At 34.8% G+C, this 624-nt stretch carries 1 protein-coding gene; it reads right to left on the bottom strand.

The window, feature by feature from the left end; genetic code table 11:
• Positions 1-178: 178 nt before the first annotated feature.
• On the bottom strand, positions 179-624 hold a 446-nt coding region (istB, locus tag WQ54_RS18000; protein WP_046517167.1), incomplete at its 5' end, for an IS21-like element helper ATPase IstB.

Consider the following 624-nt stretch of genomic DNA (forward strand, 5'->3'; position numbering starts at 1 on the left):
TCAGAAGTCAGCAGAAGTCATAGTACCCTATTTTCTCGAGAATTAGGGGAAGGGCTGAACAATTAGGAAGAACTAAGAACTAGGCGTAAACTTCTTATGTTGAAACAGATAATCTGAAAAGAGCTATAAATGTCAACCTAAGTATGTACACTTTTGATCGTTTAAGTATGTACAAATTCTACTCATTTTCTTTCGCAAGATGATCTTTGATTCGGTAAGATTCTCCAACAATACTTACTACTGTTGCGTGATGTAAAACCCGGTCTAAAATCGCATTGGCCAGTTTAGAATCTTGAAAGACTTCATCCCATGACTTGAAATTGATATTAGTTGTTAGAATTGTACTTCTCTTTTCATACCTTAGATCAATGAGTTGAAAGAACAATTTCGCATCTTCTGGATCAATAGGTAAATAGCCAATTTCATCAATAATAAGCAGTTTATATTTGGTATAATGCTTTAATCTTGCTTCTAAACGATTTTCAATTTTAGCTCTCTTTAACTGCTGGAGTAAATCATGGCACTTAATAAAATAAGTGCTGGTTCTCTTTTTAGCAGCTGCTATGCCGATGGCAGTGGCTAAATGAGTTTTCCCCACACCACTAGGGCCTAAAAATATAATAT

This window comes from Bacillus sp. SA1-12, from assembly GCF_000981385.1.
Lineage (GTDB): Bacteria > Bacillota > Bacilli > Bacillales > Bacillaceae > Metabacillus.